This window comes from Amycolatopsis sacchari, from assembly GCF_900114035.1.
Lineage (GTDB): Bacteria > Actinomycetota > Actinomycetes > Mycobacteriales > Pseudonocardiaceae > Amycolatopsis_E > Amycolatopsis_E sacchari.
In genome coordinates this window covers 63,874-82,329 of sequence record NZ_FORP01000009.1, presented here as the reverse complement: position 1 = coordinate 82,329, position 18,456 = coordinate 63,874, and the positions used below count along the sequence as shown (strand labels likewise).

At 70.4% G+C, this 18,456-nt stretch carries 12 protein-coding genes and 4 pseudogenes; 10 read left to right on the top strand and 6 right to left on the bottom strand.

Annotated features, from left to right (window positions below; genetic code table 11):
* Positions 1-265: 265 nt before the first annotated feature.
* Positions 266-850, top strand: coding sequence for a cysteine hydrolase family protein (locus tag BMZ92_RS17165; RefSeq protein ID WP_091508597.1), 585 nt, complete (start codon positions 266-268; stop codon positions 848-850).
* A 260-nt stretch (positions 851-1,110) separates the two neighbouring features.
* Here BMZ92_RS17165 and ligD read toward each other — a convergent pair.
* A pseudogene (gene ligD / locus BMZ92_RS38825) lies at positions 1,111-1,236 on the bottom strand (non-homologous end-joining DNA ligase LigD); the annotation flags it as partial.
* A 459-nt stretch (positions 1,237-1,695) separates the two neighbouring features.
* Here ligD and BMZ92_RS17160 point away from each other — a divergent pair.
* The gene (locus BMZ92_RS17160) at positions 1,696-2,487 is read left to right on the top strand and encodes an SDR family NAD(P)-dependent oxidoreductase (protein ID WP_091508593.1); all 792 of its coding nucleotides are present in this window, start codon (positions 1,696-1,698) and stop codon (positions 2,485-2,487) included.
* A gap of 171 nt (positions 2,488-2,658) precedes the next feature.
* Here the strand turns inward: BMZ92_RS17160 and BMZ92_RS38820 are convergent, their stop codons facing one another.
* The gene (locus BMZ92_RS38820) at positions 2,659-2,793 is read right to left on the bottom strand and encodes a LysR family transcriptional regulator (RefSeq protein ID WP_091508592.1); all 135 of its coding nucleotides are present in this window, start codon (positions 2,791-2,793) and stop codon (positions 2,659-2,661) included.
* A 9-nt stretch (positions 2,794-2,802) separates the two neighbouring features.
* Positions 2,803-3,708, bottom strand: coding sequence for an SDR family NAD(P)-dependent oxidoreductase (locus tag BMZ92_RS17150; RefSeq protein ID WP_091508589.1), 906 nt, complete (start codon positions 3,706-3,708; stop codon positions 2,803-2,805).
* 102 nt (positions 3,709-3,810) lie between these two features.
* On the opposite strand from BMZ92_RS17150, the gene BMZ92_RS17145 reads away from it, so the two are divergent.
* The gene (locus tag BMZ92_RS17145; RefSeq protein ID WP_091508586.1) at positions 3,811-4,653 is read left to right on the top strand and encodes a helix-turn-helix transcriptional regulator; all 843 of its coding nucleotides are present in this window, start codon (positions 3,811-3,813) and stop codon (positions 4,651-4,653) included.
* Positions 4,654-4,659: 6 nt separating this feature from the next.
* Here the strand turns inward: BMZ92_RS17145 and BMZ92_RS17140 are convergent, their stop codons facing one another.
* A complete protein-coding gene (locus tag BMZ92_RS17140; protein ID WP_245783102.1) occupies positions 4,660-6,057 on the bottom strand; it encodes an MFS transporter in 1,398 nt (465 codons plus the stop codon).
* 65 nt (positions 6,058-6,122) lie between these two features.
* Between BMZ92_RS17140 and BMZ92_RS17135 the strand changes: the two genes are divergently transcribed.
* Positions 6,123-7,106 carry a CobW family GTP-binding protein gene (locus tag BMZ92_RS17135; protein ID WP_218153479.1) on the top strand — a complete coding sequence of 328 codons (984 nt, stop codon included), beginning with the start codon at positions 6,123-6,125 and terminating at the stop codon, positions 7,104-7,106.
* A gap of 9 nt (positions 7,107-7,115) precedes the next feature.
* On the opposite strand, the gene BMZ92_RS17130 is transcribed toward BMZ92_RS17135, so the two are convergent.
* The gene (locus BMZ92_RS17130; protein ID WP_091508584.1) at positions 7,116-7,922 is read right to left on the bottom strand and encodes a class I SAM-dependent methyltransferase; all 807 of its coding nucleotides are present in this window, start codon (positions 7,920-7,922) and stop codon (positions 7,116-7,118) included.
* A 58-nt stretch (positions 7,923-7,980) separates the two neighbouring features.
* Positions 7,981-8,856, bottom strand: a complete 876-nt coding sequence (locus BMZ92_RS17125) for an RluA family pseudouridine synthase (RefSeq protein ID WP_425425825.1) — start codon at positions 8,854-8,856, stop codon at positions 7,981-7,983.
* A gap of 177 nt (positions 8,857-9,033) precedes the next feature.
* On the opposite strand from BMZ92_RS17125, the gene BMZ92_RS38945 reads away from it, so the two are divergent.
* The 6 genes and pseudogenes from BMZ92_RS38945 to BMZ92_RS17105 all read left to right on the top strand — a co-directional run bounded on the left by BMZ92_RS38945 (position 9,034) and on the right by BMZ92_RS17105 (position 18,432).
* Positions 9,034-12,549, top strand: a complete 3,516-nt coding sequence (locus BMZ92_RS38945; protein ID WP_091508579.1) for an ATP-binding protein — start codon at positions 9,034-9,036, stop codon at positions 12,547-12,549.
* A 22-nt stretch (positions 12,550-12,571) separates the two neighbouring features.
* Positions 12,572-13,198: pseudogene (locus BMZ92_RS38815) on the top strand (DNA gyrase subunit A); the annotation flags it as partial.
* A gap of 27 nt (positions 13,199-13,225) precedes the next feature.
* Positions 13,226-13,873 (top strand): annotated as a pseudogene (locus tag BMZ92_RS38810) (LAGLIDADG family homing endonuclease); the annotation flags it as partial.
* Between the two features lie 390 nt (positions 13,874-14,263).
* Positions 14,264-16,345 (top strand): annotated as a pseudogene (locus BMZ92_RS38805) (DNA gyrase subunit A); the annotation flags it as partial.
* 198 nt (positions 16,346-16,543) lie between these two features.
* Positions 16,544-18,103, top strand: a complete 1,560-nt coding sequence (locus BMZ92_RS17110) for an ATP-binding SpoIIE family protein phosphatase (RefSeq protein ID WP_245783101.1) — start codon at positions 16,544-16,546, stop codon at positions 18,101-18,103.
* Positions 18,100-18,432 carry an STAS domain-containing protein gene (locus tag BMZ92_RS17105; RefSeq protein WP_091508571.1) on the top strand — a complete coding sequence of 111 codons (333 nt, stop codon included), beginning with the start codon at positions 18,100-18,102 and terminating at the stop codon, positions 18,430-18,432. The genes BMZ92_RS17110 and BMZ92_RS17105 overlap by 4 nt, the downstream gene beginning before the upstream one ends.
* The last annotated feature ends 24 nt before the right edge of the window (positions 18,433-18,456 follow it).

Sequence of the window (18,456 nt, the reverse complement as noted above, 5' to 3'; positions counted from 1 at the left end):
CCCCTCCGCGGTAAATCGAAATATTCGGTTTACCCGGCTTCGCCCCTGTGTGTGACGAGTGATCAACTAACTGTCCTACCTGGGCAGGTGTTGACCACGGAAAGCGCTATCCCGAATACTTGGGGTGCTCTCGGAGAATTCGTTTTCCCATACGTCCTGATGGCCGTGTCGCCGCCGCCGTACGGCGCAATGTGAAAGCAGTTTCCGAAATGGTCGCGAAGGTGGTTTCTTTTCCGCGTGCCGCCGGTCGTGCCAAAATCGGGACATGGCAGAACGGTCGCGCGCGGTGCTGGCACTGCACTGGCAGGTCAACGTCATCTCCCCGGACGGCTTCTTCGGCGGCCTGCTCGGCGAGCCGGTCGCGCGCAGCGGGGTGGTCGGCAGGGCGGTCCGGTTCCACCGCGCGGCGCGCGAGGCCGGGGTGCCGGTCGTGTTCACCCGCTTCACCGTGCCCGAGGGGGAGGGGCAGCTGGTGCGCAACACGGGGTTCATGCGGGCCGTGGGGGAGGCGCAGGAGGCGTTCCGGCCCAGCGCGCCCGGTGCGCAGCTGATCCCGGAGATGGCGGGGCTGGCGAGCGCGGTGGTGGACAACCAGAAGCTGTCCGGGCTCGCCGGCAACGGGCTCGCGGAGTCCCTGCGCGCGCAGGGGGTGGACACGCTGCTGATCACCGGTGTGGCGACCAACCTGACCGTCGAGCAGACCGCGCGTCACGCCACCGACCTCGGTTTCACGGTCCACGTCGTGAGCGATTGCGTGACGGCCGCGGACGAGACCACGCACGCCGCGTCGCTGGCGAACCTGGAGCTGACGACGGCGGGGTGCGTCGCGGCCCCGGAGGCGCTGCGGTAGCGGGAGGCTGTCCGGCTCGCGGGAAAGCGCTTTCTCGGCGCCGCCGGGGCAGGGGCGCCTGCGTCTCGGGCAGTGCGGCGAACGGGTGGCCGAGGTCCGGCAGGCTGTCGCGCGGGCGCGGAGGCGCTGCGGTAGGGAGGCCTCCGGGGACGCGCTTTCTCGCGGCTGCCGGGGCAGGGCGCCTGCGTCTCGGGCAGTGCGGCGAACAGGTCGCCGAGGTCCCCGCGACGACGCGCTCCGGTGCTCGGCCGCTCGGCGAGCGACTGCGCGTGCTCCGCCGCCGCCTCCGGGCGGCGGCTGCGGATCGCGCAGTAGAGCTGGAGCCCCTTCGAGCCGCTGGTCTTCGGGAACGGCGTGAACCCGTCCACGGTCAGCAGCTCCGCCAGCCACCGCGCGGGCTCGTCGCGGCAGGGCCGGGTTGCGCGGTACGTCCCCGGGATCGACCGTCCACTGCGGAACGTGCGGCTCCAGCGGCAGGTCGTTCACGAGCCCGGGATGGCGCACCCTGTCCGAATTGGACACCGCGTTCCCCGGGTGCGCGGGAGGGAGGGGGTGGCCCCCGGCGGGGCAGGGGAGCCCGCCAGGGACCACTCTGCGCCACAGCGCCCCGAGGGGGGAGGTTGGGCGCTGGGCGGGTCCGGTGAGAAAGCGGTTTCCCGCTCGCTCACGTTCCAGTGTAAGGCCCATCCCCGATCGCGCACAGCGATTCCCCGCCGGGATCGGGCGACCAGCGGGAACCCCGGGTAAAAACACGGACAGTCAGCACAGGCCGGGCGGATCGTCACGAGCGGTGAGCGGATATCCCCTCCGCGTTTGGCCCGTCGGGGCCGGGTACCCCTGCCGCTATGACGGACACCACGAGCAAGCCACTGGCAGTCGTGACAGGAGCCTCCACCGGGATCGGGCTGGAGCTGGCGAAGCAGTTCGCCCAGCACGGGTTCGACCTCGTCATCGCCGCCGAGAACCCCGAACTCGACGGCGCGCGGGAGGAGGTGGCGAAACTGGGCGCCCGGGTGGAGGCCGTGCGCGTGGACCTCGCGAAACCGGAGGGCGTCGAGGAACTCGCCGGGCACCTCGGCGGCAGGCCGGTGCAGGCGCTGGCCTTGAACGCCGGTGTCGGCGTCGGCGGGTCCTTCACCGACGGCGGGAGCCTGGAGGACCAGCTGACCATCGTGGACCTCAACGTGCGCTCCACCGTCCACCTCGCGAAGCTCCTGCTGCCGCGCATGGTCGAGCAGGGCGGCGGGCGCGTGTTGTTCACGTCCTCGATCGCGGCGAGCCTGCCGGGCCCGTTCCAGTCGGTCTACCACGCGTCGAAGGCGTTCGTGGGCTCGTTCGCGCAGGCGCTGCGGGAGGAGCTGAAGGACACCGGCGTCACCGTGACCGCGCTCATGCCCGGCCCGACCGACACGGAGTTCTTCACGCGCGCGGGCATGGAGGACACCCGCATCGCCACCGGCCCGAAGGACGACGCCGCCGAGGTCGCGAAGGAGGGCTACGAGGCGCTGATGGCGGGCAAGGACCACGTCGTCACCGGTGCGCGGAACAAGGTCCAGTCCACCGTCGCGCAGCACAGCCCGGACACCTTGAACACCAAGCTGGCTCGCAAGATGTCCGAGCCGGGCGGCGGGAAGTGACCGCTTCCCGTAGGAGCCCTCAGAACCGCCGTCGGTGGTGAAGTAGGCGACCCGGCGGCGGCGAACGCCCGGACGGGGAGTCCACAAAGGACCTACTGGTCAGCTCGGCGATCGCCACGTCGCTTCGCGCCGCCGGGGGCGGGCCGGGAATCGAGGTTGAGCCGCCCTCGGTCAACTCGGCGATGAGCCCCGGCGAACCGGTGCTCGCGGTGGAATCCGCTGCCGAACGTGCAGCCGGGCCGCCGCGCGCGTGAAGCTGGACTCCTCCACGACGGCGACGAAGCACTCCAACTGGCGCAACTCCACACGCGGAAACTAACCCCGCGCGCCCGAACGTGCCAGCAGCTCAGCCGTGGCCTCCCACAGCCGGCGCTCCCTGTCGCGGTCCTGGGCCATCGGGTGCACGTCGGTCACCTTGGTCTTGACCACGAAAGCGCCGTCGCGCAGGTGTGCCCACTTCTCGTCGAGGGCCACCGCGGCCAGCAGCGGTCCCGAGCGTTGTGGCGTGGACACGCCGGGCATCCGGCCCATCGCACGGCCCATCGCCTGCAACGCCGGGGGAGCGTTGCGGCCCAGCGCGGTCCCCGGCATGAAGCCCGGTTCGAACACGGCCACGTTGATCCCGTCCCCGACGCGCCGCTGCAGTTCGTGGGCGTAGTACAGGACCGCGAGTTTCGCGTTCGAGTAGGCGACGCCGGGCGTGCCGGTGGCCGGGCGGGCGAGTTCGACGGGATCGGCCCACTGGGCTTCGGGCACCTTCATCAGCTTGCGCCAGAAGTTCGCGTGGTAGGTGTTCGAGCCGAGCAGCACGATCCGCGCGGGGGCGGTGAACGAGCCGAGCAGGTCGCCGATGAGCTGGGCGTGGGCGAGGTAGTTGACGGCGAAGGTCAGCTCGTAGCCGTCGGCGGAGGCGTGCCGGGTGTCGCCCGTGCTCATGCCCGCGTTGGCGACCAGTGCGCGCAGTGGCCGCACGGCACCGCTGGCGAGCAGGTCGCGCACGGTCGCCGCGGCGGCGCGGACGTCGGCGAGGCTCGACAGGTCGCAGCCGATCTCGCGGACGCCGGCGCCCCGCGCACGGGCCTCCTCGGCGACCGCGGTGAGGTCGCGTCCGGGGCGGCCGACGAGCAGCAGGTCAGGTTTGCGCTCGGCCATCGCCAGCGCGGCGTGGCGCCCGAGGTTGCGGGTGGGGCCGGTGATCAACACGGTTCCTGGTTCGGTCATGCCCCCAGCCTGCGAGGACGGCCGTGCCGCAGGCAGTCGTCCCGTTGTCGTAGGACTGCCAGGGCCACGACAAAACCGCGCGCGGGGCGGAGACTGGGACACGTGGAAGCGTGGGAGTTCGGCCGGACGGTGCGCCGCTGGCGTGACCGCGTGGCGCCCGAGGCCGTCGGCGTGCCGGTGGGCCCCCGGCGCCGGGCGAGCGGCCTGCGCCGGGAGGAACTCGCCGGGCTCGCCGGCATCTCGGCCGACTACCTGACCCGCCTGGAGCAGGGGCGCGCGACAGCCCCGTCGGCGCAGGTGGTGGAGGCGCTGGCCCGCGCCCTGCGCCTGTCGGACACCGAACGCGACCTGCTCCACCGGCTCGCGGGGCACGCCGCACCGGGCGCGGACGTCGTGCCGTCGCGGATTCCGCCGAGCGTGCAGCGGCTGCTCGACCGCCTGTCGCACACCCCGGTCGTCGTGTACGACGCGAGCTGGACGCTCGTGCTCGCCAACGCGCCCTACAACGCGCTGATGGGTGACACGACGGCCTGGCGCGGCCTGGAACGCAACGCCGTCTGGCGCAACGTGACCCGCCTGCCTTCGCGGGTCGTGCACACGGCGCAGGAGCAGGCCGATTACGAAGCCCAGCTCGTCGCCGACCTGCGCCTGACGGCCTGGCGCTACCCGGCCGACCACGCCCTGCGGCGCCTCGTCGCCGACTTGTCCGGCAGCCCGCGCTTCGCCGAGCTGTGGGACGCCGACGCCCCACCGCCACCGGCCGACACGTCGCAGCGCAAGACCATCCGGCACCCGGAGGCCGGCCTGATCACCCTCGACTGCGACATGCTGCTCGTCGCCCGCGACGACCTGCGCGTCACCGTCTACACCGCCGAACCGGGCACCGAGGACGCCGACCGGCTCGAGCTGGCCGTCGTGCTCGGCACCCAGTCACTGGCGCTCTGAGGACCCTCAGCGGTCGGCGTCCACCAGTTCCCTGGCTTCCTGCCTGGTTTCCACGATGGGCGCGGACCCGTCGAGCGGGCGCCGCGCGGTCTCGCGGGTCAGCAGGATGCTGATCGCGCCGATGACCCCGGCGCCCATCAGGTAGTAGGCGGGCCAGTTCAGGTCACCGGTGCCCGCGACGAGCGCGCTCATCACCGTCGAGGTGGTCCCGCCGAACAGCGACACCGAGATGTTGAACGCGATCGACAGCCCACCCGCCCTGACGTGGGTCGGGAACATGGCGGGCAGCGTCGAGGGCAGCACCGCGGAGAAGCAGATCAGCGTCAGCCCCATGATCAGCAGCCCCAGCAGCGTCCGCACGTCCCCGCCGGCGCGCAGCAGGAGCACCGACGGCAGCGACAGCACCACCAGCGCGACGCAGCCGCCGAGCACCACCCGCCTGCGCCCGACGCGGTCCGACAGGCGGCCGAGGAAGGTGATCACGAGCATCAGCACGACCAGCACCACGATCTGCAGCACCTGCGACGCGGTCTCGCCGGTGCCCGTGTGGCCGCGGCTGGGCAGCGTGTCGGTCAGGTAGGTGGGGACGTAGCTGGTGAGCATGTAGTTCGTCACGTTCCAGGCCAGCACGAGCCCGGCGCACAGCAGCATCGCGGGCCAGTGGTCGACGAACACGCTGCGGAACTCGGACTTCTGCGGCTGGTTCGCCTTCTTCGTCTGCGCCATCAGCTCCGCGAACGCCGGCGTCTCCTCCAGCTTGAGCCGCAGGTACAGGCCGACCGCGCCGAGCGGCAGCGCGATCAGGAACGGGATGCGCCAGCCCCACGACAGCAGCTGGTCGGGCGTGAGCACCGCGGTCAGCACGGTGGCGATCGTCGCGCCGAACGCGTAGCCGGTCAGCGTCCCGAACTCCAGCCAGCTGCCGAGGAACCCGCGGCGCTTGTCGGGGGCGTACTCGGCGATGAACGTCATCGCGTTGCCGTACTCGCCACCGGTCGACACGCCCTGCAGCAGGCGCGCCAGCAGCACCAGCAGCGGCGCGGCGATGCCGATCGAGGCGTAGCTCGGCACGACCCCGATCACGAACGTGCCGGCGGCCATCAGGATGACGGTCAGCGACAGCACGCGCTTGCGGCCGATCCGGTCACCGAGCGGGCCGAAGAACAGGCTGCCGAACGGGCGGATCAGGAACGAGACCGCGAACAGGCCGAAAGTGGCGATCGTGCCCATGGTGGACGGCAGACCCGAGAAGAAGACGTGGGTGATCGTCGTCGCGAGATATCCGTAGACCCCGAAGTCGTACCACTCTGTGATGTTGCCGACGGCCGCCGCGCCGACCGCTCTGCGGACCACCTGCCGGTCCGCGATGGTCACGTCTTCGAGCTGCAGCTTTCCATTTTGCACGATCCGCAGTATGCCCACTGCCGCTGTTGGTGAAACGCCCCCTACTACCCACTATGGTGAAGATTATGCATTCGCGCGTTCCCGTCCTCGTGCTCGCGGGTTTTCTGGGCGTGGGCAAGACCACACTGCTCAACCACCTGCTGCACAACGACCGCGGCGTGCGGATCGGCGTGCTGGTCAACGACTTCGGCGCGATCAACGTGGACGCGCTGACGGTCGCGGGCCAGGTGGACGCGTCGGTTTCCCTCGGCAACGGCTGCCTGTGCTGCGCGGTGGACGCGAGCGGGCTGGACCGGATGCTGGAGCGGCTGACGCAGGCGGACCTGGACCTGATCGTCATCGAGGCCAGCGGTCTGGCGGAGCCGCGTGAACTGGTGCAGTTGGTGTTGTCCGCCACGCACGAGGGCATCGAGTACGGCGGCCTGGTCGAGGTCGTGGACGCCGCCGAGTTCGAGTCCACGCGGGAGCGGCACCCGGAGCTGGACCGGCACCTGGCGTTCGCGGATCTGGTGGTGCTGAACAAGGTCGACCGCGTCTCGCCCGAGCGGGCCGAGGAACTGCGTGTGCTGGTGGGGAAACTGAGCGGTGGCCGTCCGGTGCTGCCCGTGACGCACGGCCGCATCGACCTCGCGTTGCTGCTCGATCCCGTGGAGCGTCCGAAACCCGCGGTGGAGCAGTTGTCGTTCGACGAACTCCTCGACCACGACGGGCACCTGCACGCCGAGTACCAGACGGTCGCGTTCGACACGCCGGAAGTGCTGCACCCACGGCGGTTCCTGCGTTTTCTCGACGAGCGACCGGAGGGGCTGTACCGCGCGAAGGGCACGGTCCACTTCGGCGTGCCCGAGCGGTACACGCTGCACACCGTGGGGCGCTACCTGCGTTTCGAGCGTTCGGAGTGGCCGGGCGAGCCACGCACTTCGCTGGTGTTGATCGGCACCGGTCTCGACGAGGAAGCGCTGCTCGCCGGGCTTTCCGCGTGCGTCGAACCGGAGCCGGGGAACATCGACCCGAACGCGATGTTGCGTGTGCTGCACCATTCCTCATGAGGATCTTCCTCATCGAAGCTCGGCGTGCACCAGGCGCGACAGCGAGCCGGGGGTCAGGCCGTCCTCCCGCTGCCACAAGGCCGGATCGACCCCCTCGCGCTGACTCGCGTCGGTGAGCACACGAAACCCGTGGGCCGCCAGCAGTTCCGCCATCCGCTGCGGGGACAGGCACGTGCGCCAAGGCTCACCACGTTCGGCCGTCATCGCGGCCACCGCGTCCACATAGGCCTGTGCTTCCGGGGCGCGCAGTTCCGGGGGCACGAGGTAGTCCGCGGTCAGCTGCGAACCCCGCGCCAGCTCGCCCAACGCCGCCAGTGTTCGGTCGATCGCCGTCGCCGAGAGGTACATCGTGACTCCCAGCCAGGCGACGAAAGCGGGCTCGTCCATCGAGAACCCGGCCTTGCGCAGGGCCGACGGCAGGTCGTCGGACTCGAAGTCCACCGGCACGTACGTCACTTCGCCCGGCAGGCGGCCCCGTTTCCACTCCTGCGCCCCCGGCCGGTCCACCTCGAACACCCGCACCCCCAGCGAATTCCGGTGCGCGAAGGAATCGAGGCCCGCGCCCAGCAGCACGTACTGCGCCAGACCGGAGGCGGCGAGCCTGTCCTCGGTGAACCGGCTGCGCACGGTCGTCTGCACGCGGGCGCTGCGCAGGACGGGGTGCTCGCCGTGTTCCCGGTGGTAGCGCAGGAGTTCCGCCGCGTGCTCGCCCAGCAGGACCTCCGCGGCGGGGTCGGCGAACAGGCGCGGCTCGCCGTCGACGACGAGGTGGGCGGCACGGGCGGCCGCGGCGGTGAAAGCGGTAGGAGGAATCATGCGGCCAAGCTAGCCGAACAATTCCGGAGTATAGCACAAAAACAAAAATTGCGGAAGACTACGAAGATTCCCATTCGGTGTAGGAATCCCACGCCTGCAACGTCCGGCGGCTTTCGAACCGGCGGTCCTCGCCGGTCAGCGGATCGCGGAACTCCAGCGTCTTCGCCAGCAGCTGCAGCGGCCTGCTGAAGTCGTGCAACGGGGTTTCCCGCAGCACCGGGTAGAACCGGTCGCCCAGGATCGGGATGCCCAGCCGGTTCAGGTGCACCCGCAGCTGGTGGGTACGCCCCGTCGCCGGCACCAGCCGGTAGCGGCCGAGGCCGCCGGCGTGCTCCAGCAGCTCCACGTACGTCTCGGCGTTCGGCGGGCCCGGAACCTCTTCCGCCGTAACCCTTCCGCGCTCCTTGACGATCCGGCTGACCACCGTCGCCGGCAGCTCCACCGACGGGTCGTACGGCGCGATCGCCTCGTACTCCTTGCGGACCCGGCGGTCGCGGAACAACGTCTGGTACGCGCCGCGGTGCTCGCGCCGGGTGACGAACATCAGCAGCCCCGCGGTGACGCGGTCCAGCCGGTGCGCGGGGCTCAGCTCGGGCAGGCCCAGGTCGCGGCGCAGCCGCACGAGCGCGGTCTCCAGCACGTGCTGCCCGCGCGGGATCGTGGCGAGGAAGTGCGGTTTGTCCACCACGACGAGGTGCTCGTCGTGGTGCAGGACCGCGATCTCGAACGGCACCGGCACCTCGTCCGGCAGGTCGCGGTGGAACCAGACGTACGCGCCCGCCTTGAACGGTGTTTCGCGGGTGATCGGGCCGTCCAGCCCCACGATCCGGCCCTCGGCGAGCATCTCGTCCAGCCGGCCCGGCGGCAGCCGGGGGATGCGTTCGACCAGGTGGTCGCGGATGGTCGCCCACGACCCCTCTGCCGGCAGTTTCATCCGGGCGGGGTCCAGTCCGTTGCGCTGCGGCAACGGTGCTTCGGGCCGCTTCCTCACGTGCCGAGGGTACGGCACGTGCCGGAAGGAACACGGTTTTGTCGGCAGGGTCGGATACCCTGTCCTACCGTGGGTCGCCTGCCGACACCGCAATCCGCCACGACCTGGGAGAAACACCCTGTGACCGCCTCTGCTGAGCCCCTGTACGGAGCCGACGACCTCACGCACCTCGAGGGCCTGGAAGCCGTCCGGAAGCGGCCCGGCATGTACATCGGGTCCACCGACAGCCGCGGGATCAACCACCTCCTCACCGAGATCGTGGACAACTCGACCGACGAGGGTGTCGCCGGTCACGCCACCCGCGTCGTGGTCACCCTGCACGCCGACGGCAGCGTCCAGGTCGACGACGACGGCCGCGGCATCCCCACGGACAAGCACGCCAAGTCGGGCCTTTCCGGCGTCGAGCTGGTGCTGACGCGGCTGCACGCGGGCGGCAAGTTCGGCGGCTCCGGCTACAAGACGTCCGGCGGCCTGCACGGGGTCGGCGCGTCGGCGGTCAACGCGCTGTCCCACCGCTTCGACGTCACGGTCAAGAACGCGGGCAAGGTGCACGAGATGTCGTTCGCGCACGGCACGCCCGGGGTGTTCGACGGGCCGGGGCCGAAGGCGAAGTTCACGCCGCAGCCGGGCCTGCGCGTGGCCGGGAAGATGAAGCGCGGCGAGCGCACCGGCACCTCGATCCGCTACTGGTACGACGCCCGCTACTTCGAGAGCGGTGCGAAGCTCGACGTCGAGGCCGTGCGCACCAAGCTGCGCAACACCGCGTTCCTCGTGCCCGGCGTCACGTACGTGCTGCGGGACGCGACCGAGGGCTCGATCAGCGAGGAGACCTTCTCCTACCCCAACGGCCTGCGCGACATGGTCGACTTCCTGACGCCGGGCGGGGACAAGCCGGTCTCGGGCACCCTCATGATCACCGGTGAGGGCACGTACAAGGAGAACGCCGCCGACGAGAACGGCGTGATGAAGTCCAATGTGGAGCGTCGCGCCGAGGTCGAGGTGGCGCTGCGGTGGAGCACCGGCTACGAGCGCACGGTGGAGTGCTTCACCAACACGATCCGCAACGTGCACGGCGGCACCCACCGCCGCGGGTTCGACCGCGGTGCGCTGAAAGCGTTGCAGGAGGCCATTTCCAAGACCCGCGGGCTGCTCAAGCCCAAGGAGGACCTGCCGACGGTCGACGACGTGCTCGAGGGCATGACGGCCGTGATCCACGTGCGCATCCCGGAGCCGCAGTTCACCTCCCAGACCAAGGACGAGCTGTCCACGGCCGGGATCACGCGCGTGATCCAGGGCATCGTGGAGAAGCAGCTGAAGGCCTGGACGGAGGACCGCAAGACCAAGGCCGAGGCCAAGGTCGTGCTGCAGAAGGTGGTCGACGCCGCGCGCGTGCGGCTGACGCAGAAGCTGCAGAAGGACGCCGCGCGCCGGAAGACGGCGCTCGAAGGCGCCTCGATGCCGCCGAAGCTCGTCGACTGCCGCACGACGGGCGTCTCGCGCAGCGAGCTGTTCCTCGTGGAGGGGGACAGCGCGCTGGGCTGCTTCACCGGGGACACGAAAGTCGCGCTCGCCTCCGGGAAGAGCAGGTCGTTCGCCGACCTGGCGGCGGATTGGGACCGTGGTATCAGCCACTTCGGATATGCCACCAACAAGGCGGGCCGGGTCGTGGTGGTCCCACTGGTCGCGCCGAGGCTGACCAAGCGCGACGCCCCGCTGGTCCGGGTGACGCTGGACAACGGCGAGTCGGTGCGGTGCACGCCGGACCACCTCTTCCGGCTGAGGGACGGCTCCTACCGCCGTGCCGACGAGCTGGTCGCCGGGGATTCGCTGATGCCGCTGTACCGCTCGGTCTCGGCGAAGTCCGCGGGTGACAAGCTCGACGGGTACGAGCGGGTGTGGATGAACGACCGCGCGGAATGGGTCTACACGCACTACCTCGCGGACGCCCACAACCTGCGGCACGGTCTCGACAGCGCGGACAACGGCAACGTCCGGCACCACGTCGACGTTGACAAGCGGAACAACGACCCGCGCAACCTCCGGCGGATGACCTGGGAGGACCACGCCGCGCTGCACGCCTCGATGAGGGGCCCGCACGTGCACGAGGGTTACCGCGCGTGGCTGAGCAGCAGTGCGGGGCAGGAGTTCAAGTCCGCCGCGCTGTCGGCGCAGTGGGAGGATCCGGACTTCCGCGCCGCATGCCTGCGCCGGCTCGCCGAGCGCAATGCCGACCCCGCGTTCCGGGAACGCTTCGAGCAGGGGTTCCAGGACTGGTACGACTCGCTCGGCGACGACGAGCGAGCCACGTACGCCGAACGCATGCGTGATCAGCAGGCGGCCTACTGGGCGCACCCGGAACACCGGGCGGCGGCCGCGGAACGCGTGCGGATCTTCTTCGCGAAGCCCGGGCGGCGAGCCGGATGGAGCGAGCGCGCCGAGCAGCAGTGGCAGGACGAGGACCTGCTCGAGTGGTGTTCGCGCAAGACCGCCGAGCAGTTCTCGGATCCCGCCGAACGCGAGCGGCAGCGGGCGGCGGTGCTGGCCTGGCACCGGAACCACCCTGAGTTCGGCGAGCAGCATTCCCTGCGGATGAAGCTGCGGATGGCGGACCCCGAGAACGGCCACCTGGCGAAGGCCCAGGAGGGTCGGGCCCGCTACGTGGCGACGGTGCCACGAGAAGAACGGGTGGCGCAGCAGAACGAGGGGCGCCGGGTCGCCGCGCTCAAGCGGCTGGCCACCGTGATGCCCGGTGTGCCGGACGCCGAACTGGCGAACGCCTACGAGACCCACAGGCTGCGCACAGCTCGGACCGGCCTGCGGTTCGACCGGCTGCCCGCGAGTTGTGGCGGTGACCTGGAGGCCCTGCGCGAGGCTGCCGCCATGGTCAACCACCGGGTTGTTTCGGTGGAGGCGCTCGACGAGACAGCCGACGTCTACGACCTGACCGTGGACGGCTACCACAACTTCGCCCTCGACGCGGGGGTCTTCGTGCACAACAGCGCCCGCATGGCGCGCGTGTCGGAGTACCAGGCGCTGCTGCCGTTGCGGGGCAAGATCCTCAACGTGCAGAAGGCGTCGCTGGGCGACACGCTGAAGAACGCCGAGATCGCGTCCATCGTGCAGGTGCTGGGCGCGGGCACCGGGCGCACGTTCGACCTGTCGCAGATGCGGTACGGGCGCGTGATCCTGATGGCGGACGCGGACGTCGACGGCTCGCACATCCGGACGCTGCTGATCACGCTGTTCGCGCGGTACATGCGGCCGGTGATCGAGGACGGCAGGCTGTACGCCGCGATGCCGCCGCTGCACAAGATCACCACGAAGGGCCGCAACCCCGAGACCCACTTCACCTTCACGCAGCGCGAGATGGAGCAGAAGGTCGCCGAGCTGGAGCGGGCGGGCAAGCAGATCGTCACGCCGGTTCCCCGGTTCAAGGGTCTCGGCGAGATGGACGCCGACGAGCTGTGGGAGACCACGATGAACCCCGCGACGCGGTCGGTCCGCCGCATCACCCTCGACGACGCAGACGCCGCCGAGGCGGCGCTCGACCTGCTGATGGGCGAGAAGGTGGAGCCGCGGCGCAACTGGCTGATCGAGTCCTCCGGCCGGGTGGACCAGGCCGCCATCGACATCTGAAGCACCAGGAGAAGCAGCAGCCATGGCACGGCGCAAAACCCCCACGACCAGGGTCGACCCGGCCGCCTTCGACCAGGCGGGCGCGCAGGTCTTCGAAAACCCGGTGAAGACCGAGATCGAGGACTCGTACCTGGAGTACGCGTACTCGGTCATCCACTCCCGCGCACTGCCCGACGCGCGGGACGGCCTCAAGCCGGTGCACCGCCGGATCCTGTTCTCGATGAACGAAGCGGGCTACCGGCCGAACCACGCGTACGTGAAGTCGTCCCGCGTCGTCGGTGACGTGATGGGCCGCTACCACCCCCACGGTGACACGGCGATCTACGACGCGATGGTCCGCCTGGCGCAGGACTTCTCGATGAACGCCCCGCTCATCGACGGCCACGGCAATTTCGGCAGCCCGGACGACGGCCCGGCGGCGAGCCGGTACTGCGTCGTCGGGGACACGAGGATCAGGCTCGCGGACGGGTCGAGCCCGCGCATCGCCGACGTGGTGAACCTGCCCGCCGACAGCGAGGCGGACGCCGACTTCGAGGTCCTGGACAAGGACGGCAAGGCCGTCCGGGTGTCCAAGGTGTTCAACTCGGGCGTGCACCCGACCATCCGGATGACGACGAAGTCCGGCTTTTCCCTGCGCGGTAGCGAGAACCACCTGGTCCTGTGCCTGGAAGCGCCGATGGGCGTCCCGCTGTTCCAGTGGCGGCGGCTGGACGAGCTGCGGCCGGGCGCGGTCGTCGCCGTGGCGCGGAACGCCTGGATGCAGGTGGTGCCGACAGCGCGTGAATACACGCTCGGTGTGCTCGGGGGAGCCTGGGTCTCCGAGGGGTGGGCGAGCGAAAACCGGGCGGGCTTCAACAACACCGACGAGCACTTCTTCGGTGAGGTGCTGCACGCCTACGACCAGGTGGTCGGCGGTCCCCGCTACGTCTCGGCACGGCGGACGCGACGCGACCGGAAGGTCGTGCACGAGCTGGACGTCCAGGACTACGCCGGTGGCATGGCGGCGTTCCGGGAAAGCCCGCTGGCCGAGCTGATCGGTCACCAGGCCAGGGACAAGTTCGTGCCGGACTTCGTCTGGAACGGCGGCTGGGGCGTCAAGCGGGCTTTCCTGATGGCGTTGTTCGAGGGCGACGGCGGGCCCAGGGTGGCGCCGGACGGGTTCACGGTCCAGTACACGAGCTACAGCGAACGCCTGGCGGCCGAGGTGCAGGAGATGCTGGCCGAGTTCGGTGTCATCGCCCAGCACCGCAGGTACACGCGGCAGAGTGGTTCGGTGGAGCACCGGCTGGTGATCTCCGGGCTGCGCAACGTACGGGCTTTCGTCGAGCGCGTCGGTTTCCTGAAGACGAAGCAGGCGAAGGTGACCGAGTTGCTCAGGCGCTCGGTGCTGCGGCCGCACCGGCTCAGCCAGGACAAGGTCCCGTTCGTGGCGGACTACGTGCGCGGTGCGCTGGACTTCGACCGGCGGGGCAGCGGCCGGAAGTGGCTTGTCACGCACAACTTCGATCGCGTGGAGCGGTGGGAGACCGAACGGCTGCGGATCCTCGACCGCATCAAGGACACCGAGGTCCTGGCCACGATCCTGCCGGTGATGGACTCCGGGTACCGGTTCGAGGAGGTCACGGAGGTCGCCGCCGCCGAACCGGCCGAGGTGTACTCGGTGCGGGTGGACTCGCAGGACCACTCGTTCCTCGCCGGTGGTTTCGTCAACCACAACACCGAAGCCCGCATGTCGCCCGAGGCGATGCTCCTCGTCGGGGAGCTGGGGGAGGAGACGGTCGACTTCCGGCCGAACTACGACGGGTCCCTGATGGAGCCCTCGGTCCTGCCCGCGGCGTACCCGAACCTGCTCGTCAACGGCACGTCCGGCATCGCGGTCGGCATGGCCACCAACATGATCCCGCACAACATGGGCGAGGTCATCGCGGCGGCGCGCTGGCTCATCAACCACCCCAACGCCGACCTCGACAAGCTCATGGAGTTCGTGCCGGGGCCCGACCTGCCCACGGGCGGCCTGCTGCTGGGGCTCGACGAGGTGCGCAAGGCGTACGAGACCGGCCGCGGCGTGGTGCGCATGCGTGCGAAGGTCGAGATCGGCCCGCTGGAGGGCAGCCGCGGCCGCCAGGCCATCACCGTCACCGAGCTGCCCTACGGCGTGGGCCCGGAGAAGGTGATCGAGAAGATCACCGACGAGGTCAACAAGTCCAAGCGCCTCACCGGGATCGCCGACGTCAAGGACCTCACCGACCGCGAGAACGGCACGCGCCTGGTCATCGAGTGCAAGGTGGGGGTCAACCCGCAGCCGCTGCTCGCCGACCTGTACCGGCTGACGCCGCTGGAGCAGTCGTTCGGCATCAACAACCTCGTGCTCGTCGACGGGCAGCCGCAGACGCTCGGGCTCAAGCAACTGCTCGACGTGTTCCTGCGGCACCGCTACGACGTCGTCACGCGCCGCACGCGGTACCGCCGCCGCAAGCGCGAGGAACGGCTGCACCTCGTCGAGGGCCTGCTGATCGCCTTGCTGGACATCGACAAGGTGATCCGGCTGATCCGCAACAGCGAGAACGCCGCCGAGGCCAAGGAAGGCCTGATGAAGCGGTTCAAGCTGTCGGAGATCCAGGCGACGTACATCCTGGACACCCCGCTGCGCAGGCTCACCAAGTACGACAAGCTCGAACTCGAGGACGAGCAGGAGCGCCTGCGGGCCGAGATCGCGGAGCTGACCAGGATCCTGGAGGACGACCGCGAGCTGAAGAAGGTCGTCTCCGCGGAGCTGGCCAAGATCGCGAAGGACTTCAAGACCGAGCGCCGCACCGCGTTGATCGACGGTGACCTCAAGGAGGTGCTGGCGGCCTCCCAGCCCGCCGGGCCGCGCGAGGTGGCCGACGACCCGTGCCAGGTGATCCTCTCCGCCACCGGGCTGGTCGCCCGCACGGCCGCGGAGTCCGAGGAGGCGCAGGAGGGCCGCCGCCGCAACGGGCGCGTCAAGCACGACGCCGTGGCCGCATTGGTCCACTCCACCGCACGCGGGCAGGTGCTGCTGGTCACCAGCAGGGGCCGGGCGTTCAAGACGGACGTGCTGCCGTTGCCGGTGCTGCCGGAGGGCGCGGGCACGGTGTCGCTGCGGGGCGGGATGGCCGCGCGGGAACTGGTGCCGCTGGAGAAGGGCGAGCGGGTCATCGGCCTCGCGCCCCTGGGCGAGCAGGCGGCGGAGTCGCCTGGGCTGGCGCTGGGCACGAAGCACGGTGTGGTGAAGGTGTGCGCGCCGGAATGGCCGGTCCGCGCCGACGAGTTCGAGGTGATCTCGCTCAAGGACGGGGACGAGGTGGTCGGCGCGAGCTGGCTGACCAACCGCAACGAGACGCTCGCGTTCGTCGCCTCCGACGCGTCGCTGCTGCGGTTGTCGGTGTCGCTGGTGCGCCCGCAGGGGCTCAAGAGCAGCGGGATGGCGGGCATCAAGCTCGCCGACGGCGCCCACGTCGTGTTCTTCGGTGCGGTGCGGACGGATGATCCGGAACGCGGCGAGCCGATGGTGGTCACGGCGACGGGGCAGTCGGTGAAGGTGACGCCGTTTGCGGAGTACCCGGCGAAGGGCCGGGCCACGGGTGGCGTGCGGGCGCACCGGTTCCTGAAGGGGGAGGACGCGCTGAAGCTGGCGTGGATCGGGCCGCGTCCGGCCGGGGTGAGCCGTACCGGCGATCCCGTCGAACTGCCGGAACCGATTGCCAGGCGCGACGGGTCGGGTGCCGCGCACCCGGGGCCGGACCACGTCGGGCACCTCGTCGAACGAAGCTGAACAGGGGCCGCCGACCACGCGTTCGGGGCTGCCGGTAGCCGAAGGGATACTGCTGGTGACGAACGCGTGATCGGTTGGCGGCGGCGACACGGGAGAGTTACCGTGTGCCGAGTAACTGATGTGGGTTTCCCTCTTTCAAAGGCTGGTTAACTACCGATCATGGCGACAGCGGCGAGCGCGGAAGACAGGCTCCGCCGAATGGGATCGGTGAGCGACCGAGCGCTGGCCCACATCGACAGCGAAGAGGTCCTCGCCGAGTTGCTGGAGCGCATCTGGCAGGGCCTCGGCGTGGACACCGTCGCGGTGCTGATCCTCGAACCGGGCGGCAACGAACTGGTCGCCGCGGCCACGAAGGGCATCGAGAGCGAGGTCCGGCAGGGCGTGCGCGTGCCGCTGGGCCGCGGTTTCGCCGGCCGCATCGCCGCCGAGAAGCACCCGGTGATCCTCGACCGCATCGACGAGACCACGGTGGTGAACCCGCTGCTGTGGGAGAAGGGCATCAAGACCCTGCTCGGCGTGCCGCTGCTGGTCGGCGGCGAGGTGCTCGGCGTGCTGCACGTCGGCAGCCTCACCCCGCGGACGTTCACCGAGGACGACGTGGAGTTCCTGCAGGCGGCGGCCGACCGCGTCGCGTTGTCCGTCGAGGCGCAGCAGGCGCAGTCGGCGAGGGCGGCGGCGAGCAAGCTGCAGCGCAGCCTCCTGCCCGCGCAGCTGCCCCTGGTGCCGTCGCTGGACTTCGCGGCGCGTTACGTCCCCGGTGGCCGGTCGATCGTGGCGGGTGACTGGTACGACGTGTTCACGCTGCCCAACGGCTGGATGGGCATCGTGATCGGGGACGTCGTCGGGCACGACCTGCCCGCCGCGGTCGTGATGGGCCGCCTGCGCAGCGCGCTGCGGGCGTACTCCCTGGAGCACACCGACCCGGCCGAGGTGCTGACGCGGCTCGACCGCAAGGCCCAGCACTTCGAGCCCGGCATGATGGCGACCGTGCTGTACGGCACGCTCGAACCGAACTTCGAAAAGCTGTACCTGTCCTCCGCGGGGCACCTGGCCCCGGTGCTCGCCAGCCCGGGCGAGCCCACGGAGTTCGCGAAGCTCCCGACGGACCCGCCCATCGGCGCGGTCAGGGAGGCCCGCAGGCAGACCACCGAGATCGACCTGCCGCCGGGCACGATCACGTGCTTCTACACCGACGGGCTCGTGGAGCGCCGGCACGCCCCGCTCGACCAGGGCCTGGAGGCGTTGCGCAGCGCCGTGCGGCCCCAGCGGTCCGAACGCGTGTGCGCCGCCGTGATGGGGGCGCTGATCGGGGAGAGCGTGCCGGAGGACGACGTCGCGCTGCTGGTGTTCCGGCGGCAGGCCGCCGACGAGGTCGGCGCGCTCGACGTCACGATGCAGGCGATTCCCGAGTCGCTCAAGGACATCCGGGCGGCGATGCGGCGCTGGCTGTCGGCGGTGGGCGTGGGCGGCGACGTCGCCGGTGACCTGCTGCTCGCGGTCGGTGAGGCGTGCACGAACTCGGTCGAGCACGCGTACGGGCCCGCGGGCGGCGACATCCACCTGAGGATGGAGTTGCTGGACGACGAGCTCGTCGTGACGGTGCGGGACCACGGCCGGTGGCGGCCCGCCAGGGGCGTCAACCGGGGCCGTGGCCTGACCCTGATGGAGAAGTGCGGCGACGAGGTCGAGGTCCTGCGAGGCGAGGAAGGGACGACGGTCGTGATCCGGCGACGTCTCGAAGCGGAGGCACAAGCATGACGACGGCCCAGATCAGCGCCGAAGTGGAGGGCGACTCGGTCCTCGTCAAGATCACCGGCGAGATCGACCTCGCCAACGCGGCCGACGTGCAGCACGAGATCAACGAGGCGGTCACCAACGACGCCACGCGTGTCGTGCTGGACCTCGCGAACCTGGAGTACCTCGACAGCGCCGGGCTGCGTGTCCTGTTCACGCTCGCCGAGCGGCTGCGGGTGCTGCAGATGGGGCTCGACCTGGTGGTGCCGCCGAGTTCCGCGGTCCGCCGCGTGGTGGAGATGTCCGGCCTCGAACCGGTCGCGCGCGTGCTTTCGGAGCGCGACCGCGGTTGACGCGCGTGGTGCGGGGTAGCCGCA